This is a genomic window from Brevundimonas diminuta ATCC 11568, assembly GCF_000204035.1.
GTDB classification, from domain to species: Bacteria; Pseudomonadota; Alphaproteobacteria; order Caulobacterales; family Caulobacteraceae; genus Brevundimonas; species Brevundimonas diminuta.
Genome location: NZ_GL883084.1, coordinates 441522 through 447909, shown reverse-complemented (window position 1 = coordinate 447909; position 6388 = coordinate 441522). Strand labels below are relative to the sequence as shown.

General features: G+C 68.5%; 8 protein-coding genes. 3 read left to right on the top strand and 5 right to left on the bottom strand.

Annotated elements, in window-relative coordinates:
* Positions 1–167 precede the first annotated feature (167 nt).
* Positions 168–1484: a UDP-glucose dehydrogenase family protein gene (locus tag BDIM_RS02250; RefSeq protein ID WP_003163942.1), complete on the top strand. Its 1317-nt coding sequence runs from the start codon at positions 168–170 to the stop codon at positions 1482–1484.
* A 99-nt stretch (positions 1485–1583) separates the two neighbouring features.
* Here the strand turns inward: BDIM_RS02250 and BDIM_RS02245 are convergent, their stop codons facing one another.
* Complete coding sequence (locus BDIM_RS02245; protein ID WP_003163941.1) at positions 1584–2258, bottom strand: YiaD family glycine zipper/OmpA-like lipoprotein; 675 nt, start codon at positions 2256–2258, stop codon at positions 1584–1586.
* A 203-nt stretch (positions 2259–2461) separates the two neighbouring features.
* Here BDIM_RS02245 and BDIM_RS02240 point away from each other — a divergent pair, with 203 nt between their 5' ends.
* Positions 2462–2881 carry an Hsp20 family protein gene (locus BDIM_RS02240; protein ID WP_003163940.1) on the top strand — a complete coding sequence of 140 codons (420 nt, stop codon included), beginning with the start codon at positions 2462–2464 and terminating at the stop codon, positions 2879–2881.
* A gap of 58 nt (positions 2882–2939) precedes the next feature.
* Positions 2940–3194 (top strand): DUF1150 family protein, encoded by a 255-nt coding sequence (locus BDIM_RS02235; protein ID WP_003163939.1) that lies wholly within the window; start codon positions 2940–2942, stop codon positions 3192–3194.
* Positions 3195–3256: 62 nt separating this feature from the next.
* Here the strand turns inward: BDIM_RS02235 and BDIM_RS02230 are convergent, their stop codons facing one another.
* The 4 genes from BDIM_RS02230 to BDIM_RS02215 form a co-directional block, all read right to left on the bottom strand.
* Complete coding sequence (locus BDIM_RS02230) at positions 3257–3721, bottom strand: PTS sugar transporter subunit IIA (protein ID WP_003163938.1); 465 nt, start codon at positions 3719–3721, stop codon at positions 3257–3259.
* Positions 3722–3798: 77 nt separating this feature from the next.
* Complete coding sequence (gene hpf, locus BDIM_RS02225; protein WP_040344572.1) at positions 3799–4449, bottom strand: ribosome hibernation-promoting factor, HPF/YfiA family; 651 nt, start codon at positions 4447–4449, stop codon at positions 3799–3801.
* A gap of 72 nt (positions 4450–4521) precedes the next feature.
* Positions 4522–6045, bottom strand: coding sequence for an RNA polymerase factor sigma-54 (gene rpoN / locus BDIM_RS02220; RefSeq protein ID WP_003163935.1), 1524 nt, complete (start codon positions 6043–6045; stop codon positions 4522–4524).
* Between the two features lie 108 nt (positions 6046–6153).
* Positions 6154–6388: ABC transporter ATP-binding protein C-terminal domain-containing protein (locus tag BDIM_RS02215; protein ID WP_040344570.1), on the bottom strand; the 235-nt coding region annotated here is incomplete at its 5' end.

Below are 6388 nucleotides of genomic sequence, written 5' to 3'. Positions count from 1 at the left end.
CGATCGGCCCCCGAAACCTTGAGGTTGCAAGACATGAAGGACGGTCGATCCCACGGGTCGGCCGTCCTTTTTCTTTGGCTTTTTCTTGAACCTGCGGCCGGGCGTCGCTGGCGATCCGCCGCGACCGGGGCTATTGCGGCAGGGACGGTTGATAAGAGGAGCAGTCCATGCGCGTCGCCATGATCGGAACGGGCTATGTGGGCCTGGTGTCAGGCGCCTGTTTCGCCGATTTCGGCCATACGGTGACCTGCGTCGACAAGGACGCCTCGAAGATCGAGCGCCTGCACCAGAACATCATGCCCATCTATGAGCCGGGGCTGGATGATCTGGTGGCCAACAACGTCCGCGACGGGCGTCTGGCCTTCGCCGTCGACGGCGCCGAGGCGATCCGCACGGCGGACGCCGTCTTCATCGCCGTGGGCACGCCGTCGCGGCGCGGCGACGGCCATGCCGACCTGTCTTACGTCTATGCGGCGGCCGAGGAGATCGCCGACCTGATGCAGGGCTTCACTGTCGTGGTGACCAAGTCGACCGTCCCCGTCGGCACCGGCGACGAGATCGAGCGCATCATCCGCGAGCGCCGCCCTGACGCCGAGTTCGCCGTCGTCTCCAACCCCGAGTTCCTGCGCGAAGGCGCCGCCATCGGCGATTTCAAGCGCCCCGACCGCGTCGTGGTCGGCACGACGGACGAGCGCGCCCGTGCGGTCATGGCCGAGCTTTATCGCCCGCTGAACCTGAACGAGACGCCGATCATGTTCACCGGGCGTCGCACGTCCGAACTGATCAAATATGCGGCCAACGCCTTCCTGGCCATGAAGATCACCTTCATCAACGAGGTCGCCGACCTGTGCGAGGCGGTCGGCGCCGACGTGCAGCAGGTCGCGCGCGGCATCGGCCTGGACAACCGCATCGGTTCGAAATTCCTGCACGCCGGGCCGGGCTACGGCGGATCGTGCTTCCCCAAGGACACCCTGGCCCTGGTCCGCACCGCGACGGACGCCGGCTCGCCGCTGAAGCTGATCGAGACCACGGTCGCCATCAACGACGCGCGCAAGAAGGCCATGGCCGACCGCGTCGCTGAGGCCCTGGGCGGGGATCTGAAGGGCAAGACGGTCGCCCTGCTGGGCCTGACCTTCAAGCCGAACACCGACGACATGCGCGACGCGCCCTCGCTGGACGTGGCCCCGGCGCTGATCGAGCGCGGCGCCGTTGTCCAGGCCTTCGATCCCGAAGGCATGGAGGAGGCGGCCAAGCTGCTGGACGGCGTGGTGTTCAAGGACGGCCCCTATGACGCCCTGGCGGGCGCTGACGCCGCCGTCATCATGACGGAGTGGAACCAGTTCCGCGCCCTGGATCTGGACCGGATCAAGCTGCTGCTGAAGCAGCCGGTCATGGTCGACTTGCGCAACGTCTATCGTCCGGAAGACATGCGGGCGCGTGGTTTCCGCTACTTCTCCATCGGCCGCCCGCTGGACGCGGCCTGACTAGAGCAGCAGCAGGCGACCGGCCGTGATGACCACAGCGGCGACCACGACGGCGGCGCATAACGCGCCGCCCCCTTCTTCACATCCAGTTGTCGTCGATCAGCCCGTGAAGGGGCGGATCAGGATTTCGACGCGGCGGTTCTGGGCCTTGCCTTCCGGGGTGGCGTTGGAGCCGATCGGCGCGCGGGCGCTCATGCCGGCGACATAGATGCGCTCGCGCATCACGCCGCGGTTGATCAGGTGCGCGGCGACCGAGGCGGCGCGGCGCTCCGACAGCGGCTGGTTGATGGCGTCGCCGCCCGAGGAGTCGGTGTGGCCGACCACGTCGACCATCGAGCGGTCGTACTGGTTGAGCACGCGGGCCACGTCGTCCAGCACCGGCAGGAAGCGCGGGTCCAGGTCCGACTGGTTGGTGGCGAAGGTCACGTCCGACGGCATCCGCAGGACCAGGTTGTCGCCCTGACGCGCCACGCCGACGCCGGTGCCCGACAGTTCGGCTTCCAGGGCCCGCTGCTGGCCGTCCATGTACTGGCCGACCCCGGCGCCGGCCAGGGCGCCGATGCCTGCGCCGATCAGGGCGTTCTTGCGGCCCTGCTCGCCGCTGGAGGTGTTGGTCAGATAGCCCAGCAGCGCGCCGCCCAGGGCGCCCGCGACGGCGCCGGTGCCGGTGTTGTTCCGGCGCGGCGTGGAGCTGTAGGGGTCGGTCGTGGTGCAGGCGGCGGCGCCCAGCAGGGCGGCGATGCTCAGACCGGCGACGGCGATCTTGGCGCGCATGGGAAATCCTTTCGATGGCGACTTCTGGTCGCGTGAACGCTTGCCCCACAGTTAAGGTTTCAATGTGTATGGACCATGAACGCGGACCGGCGTCGCCTGCCGTTGACCTCCGCAGCCTGTCCCCCCATCTGTAACAGCGGCCGGGCGCTTCGCCGATCACGGGGGGCGCCGGACGGCCGAGGTCGCTTCATTGCGAGGGCCCCATGACTGCACGCACCCTGTTGTTCGACAGCCCCTTCCTGTTGGGTTTCGACCATACGCGCGCCCTGATCGATCGGGCGGCCAAGGCGGCGGCCGAGTCCTATCCGCCCTACAACGTCGAGCAGCTCGGCGAGGCGGCGGTGCGCATCACCCTGGCGGTGGCGGGCTTCACCCCCGAAGAGCTGTCGGTCACGGTGGAAGGGCGTCAGCTGACCATCACCGGCAAGCGCGACGACGCCGGGCGCGACCCTCAGGCCTTCCTACACCGGGGCATCGCGGCGCGCGGCTTCGTCCGCAGCTTCGTCCTGGCCGACGGGCTGGAGATTGCGGGCGCCCGCCTGGAGCACGGCCTGCTGCACGTCGAACTGATCCGCCCGGAACAGGAACGCAGCGTGCGGCGCATCCCCATCACGACGGGCTGAACGGCCGTCGAACCGCCTGGCTTTCCAGGCGTTTAGTCAAGCGTAAGGAGGCGGTCTTATGACGCCCAACATGAATACGAAGGACTTCGCCGATTTTGGCGCCCCGGACCTGGTCTATGTCCGTGCGATCCGCGCCTCCGACGTTCTGGAGGATGTCAGGGTCGAGACGGCGGCCGACATCGAAATCGATCCGGATCAGATCCTCTATGCGGTGCACGGCGCCGACGGCGAGCGTCTGGCCGTCATGCTGGACCGCGAGACCGCCTTCGCGGCCGCCGTGGCGCACGACCTCGAGCCGATGTCGGTCCACTAGCGTCCTGCATTTTTGAAAACTGCGCTGTCCGTGAGAACGGGCGGAGATGCGAGGAAGACCGCTCAGGCGGCGGTCTTCGACACATCCTTGACGAACAGGGCGCGGATGGCGTCCACGGTCCGCGCCTGGCGCAGTTGCTCGCGCAGTTCCGGCGAGCGCAGGGCGCGGGACACCGCCGCCAGCGCCCGCAGGTGCTCGGCCCCGGCGTCCAGGGGCGCGAACAGGGCGAACAGCAGATCAACCGGACGATCGTCCAGCGATTCATAGGCGACCGGCGTGTCCAGGCGCACGAAGACGGCGCAGACCCGATCCAGCCCCTTGATGCGCGCGTGCGGCACGGCGACGCCCGAGCCCAGACCCGTCGAGCCTAGGGCCTCGCGCTCCTGCAGAGCCTCGAACGCCTTGTCGGCGTCCAGGTCGAAGGCGGCGCCGAAGGCTTCGGCTACGGCGTGCAAGGCCTGACGTTTGGATGACGCCCCGCCCCGCAGGACGATCCCGTCCGACGACAGCAAATCAGCGATGTCCATGCTTACCCCGAAAATCGAACCCGACATTGGCGGAAGGGCGGGTGCTCTTTAGCGCCTTCGCCCTTCCTGAGGAAGCCTCAGCCGACAGCTTGCGCCGCCGCGCCCTTGGTCGTGCGCTGCGGATCGATCCAGCCGACGTTGCCGTCGGGCCGGCGATAGACCACGGCCAGGCCGCCGTGGGCGGCGTTGCGGAACATCACCAGCGGATAGCCGGTCATGTCCAGTTCGGCCACGGCGCGCCCCACGGTCAGGGTGCGGATCTCGGCCTCGGTCTCGGCGATGACCATGCCCACGGGGGGCGGTTCGCCCGGCAGGCCCGCCTCGCCGAACTCCTCGTCCTCGACGGTGTCGGGGTCGCGGAAGATGGTCAGGGCGGCGACTTCGCGCGCGGCGTTCTCGGTCTTCTCGGGCGACAGGCCCTTGGGTCCGATGTGGTGGTCCTTGAGGCGGCGCTTGTAGCGACGCACGCGCTTCTCGAGCTTGGACAGGCTGTCGGCGAAGGCCGCCTGGGCGTCGCCGCCGAAGCCGGTCGTCACCAGCGACTGGCCCGAGGCCAGACGCACCCAGCAATCGACCCGGAAGCCGTGTCGATCCTTGGACACCACGACCTCGGCGTCCTGGGCGCCGCGGGCGAAATACTTGCCGATGCCCTCTTCGAGTTCCTGGGAGATGCGCGAGCTTAGCGCTTCGCCGACATCCACTTGCTTGCCGCTGACTTGGATCTTCATGTCCCTAGAACGCGACTGACTGGCTTTGGTGTCAATGCCGATCACCGATTTGTGGTGACGCTTGAGAAGGGGTCAGCCGGCCTTCATCAGGCGGCGGCGCTGGATCGACGAGGGAATGCGCAGGGCCTCGCGATATTTCGCCACAGTGCGCCGCGCGATGTCGATTCCCGCCTCGTTCAGAATCTCCACGATGCGGTCGTCGCTCAGCACGTCGCCGTCGCCGGATTCGCCGTCGATCATGGTCTTGATTCGCTGGCGCACGGCTTCGGCCGAGTGGGCCGCGCCGCCGTCGCTGGACTGGATGGCGGCGGTGAAGAAGAACTTCAGCTCGAACACCCCGCGCGGGGTGGCCACGTATTTGTTCGAGGTGACGCGGCTGACCGTCGATTCGTGCATCTCGATGGCCTCGGCCACCGTCTTGAGGGTCAGGGGCCGCAGGAACTCGACGCCGAAGGCCAGGAAGGCGTCCTGCTGGCGCACGATCTCGGACGCCACCTTCATGATGGTGCGGGCGCGCTGATCCAACGACTTGACCAGCCAGCTGGCCTGGGCCGCGCAGTCGGCGACGAAGGTCTTCTCCATGTCCGAACGCGCGCCGGCCGCCACCACGGCGTGATAGCGCTTGTCGACCAGCAGGCGGGGCAGGGTGTCGGTGTTCAGCTCGATCCGCCAGCCGCCGGCCGGGTCGGGGCGCACATGGACGTCGGGCACGACCGTCTGGGCCGGTTCGCCGCCGAAACCGGCGCCGGGGCGAGGCGTCAGGGCCTTCAGCTCGGCGATCATCTCGACCAGATCCTCGGCGTCGACGCCGCAGACTTTGCGCAGGGCCGCCAGGTCGCGCCGCGCCAGCAGGTCCAGATGGTCCAGCAGGGCGCCCATGGCCGGGTCGAAGCGGTTGCGCTCGACCAGTTGCAGCTTTAGGCACTCGGGGATGGAGCGGGCCATGACGCCGGTCGGCTCGAAGCCGTGACAGACGGCCAGGACGGCCTTGATACGCGCCTCGTCCACGCCCAGCCGTTCTGCGATCTCGCTCAGGTCGGCGCGCAGATAGCCGCCTTCGTCCGTGGCGTCGATCAGGGTCAGGGCGATGGCGTGGTCGGCGGGGCTGAAGCCGGCCGCCGAGGCCTGGGCCTGCAGATGCTCCCACAGGGTCTCGTCGCGCTGGTCGGGGCGTTCGCGCTCTTCGCCGTCGGCCAGGCCGCCGCCCGAGCCGGCGCGAGACCAGTCGGCCAGGCCGGGCTGATCGGTGGCCTGATCGCCCTGGCGGTCGCTGACGCGCTCGCCGGGGGCGGCGTCGCCGTACAGATCGTCGGCGCCGGCGTCCAGACTCTGGGCGTGGGCGTCCGAGCCTTCGACGAAGCGCATCTCGCCGTCGTCGCCGCCGTCGCCCGCAGACGCGTCATTGGCGGCCTCGGGCGCGCTCTCAGAGCCGGGCTCGCCCTCATCCCGCTGCAGCAGGGGATTGCGCTCCAGCTCGCCCTCGACGAAGGCCTCCAGCTCAAGGTTCGACAGTTGCAGCAGCTTGATCGCCTGCTGCAGCTGGGGCGTGATGACCAGCCCCTGCCCCTGCCTGACCTCCAGCCTCTGACCGATCACGTCGTTTCCACCCCGCACGCAGGCGCTGTTGGCCCGCTTCTTGCTGGGATCATGGATCGGAAGCCGTTAACGCGAGGCGAACAGCCGCCGCGTCAGGCCTTCTGGGCGTCAGGCGTACATTTCGCCCAGGTAGACGCGGCGCACCTCGGCGTCGGCGACGGCCTCGTCGGCCGTGCCTTCAAACAGGACGGATCCGGACGAGATGATCGAGACGCGATCGATGATGTCCAGCGTCTCGCGCACATTGTGGTCGGTGATCAGCACGCCGATGCCCTGGCTGGACAGATAGCGGATCACCTGGCGGATGTCGGCGATGGCCAGGGGGTCGATGCCGGCGAACGGC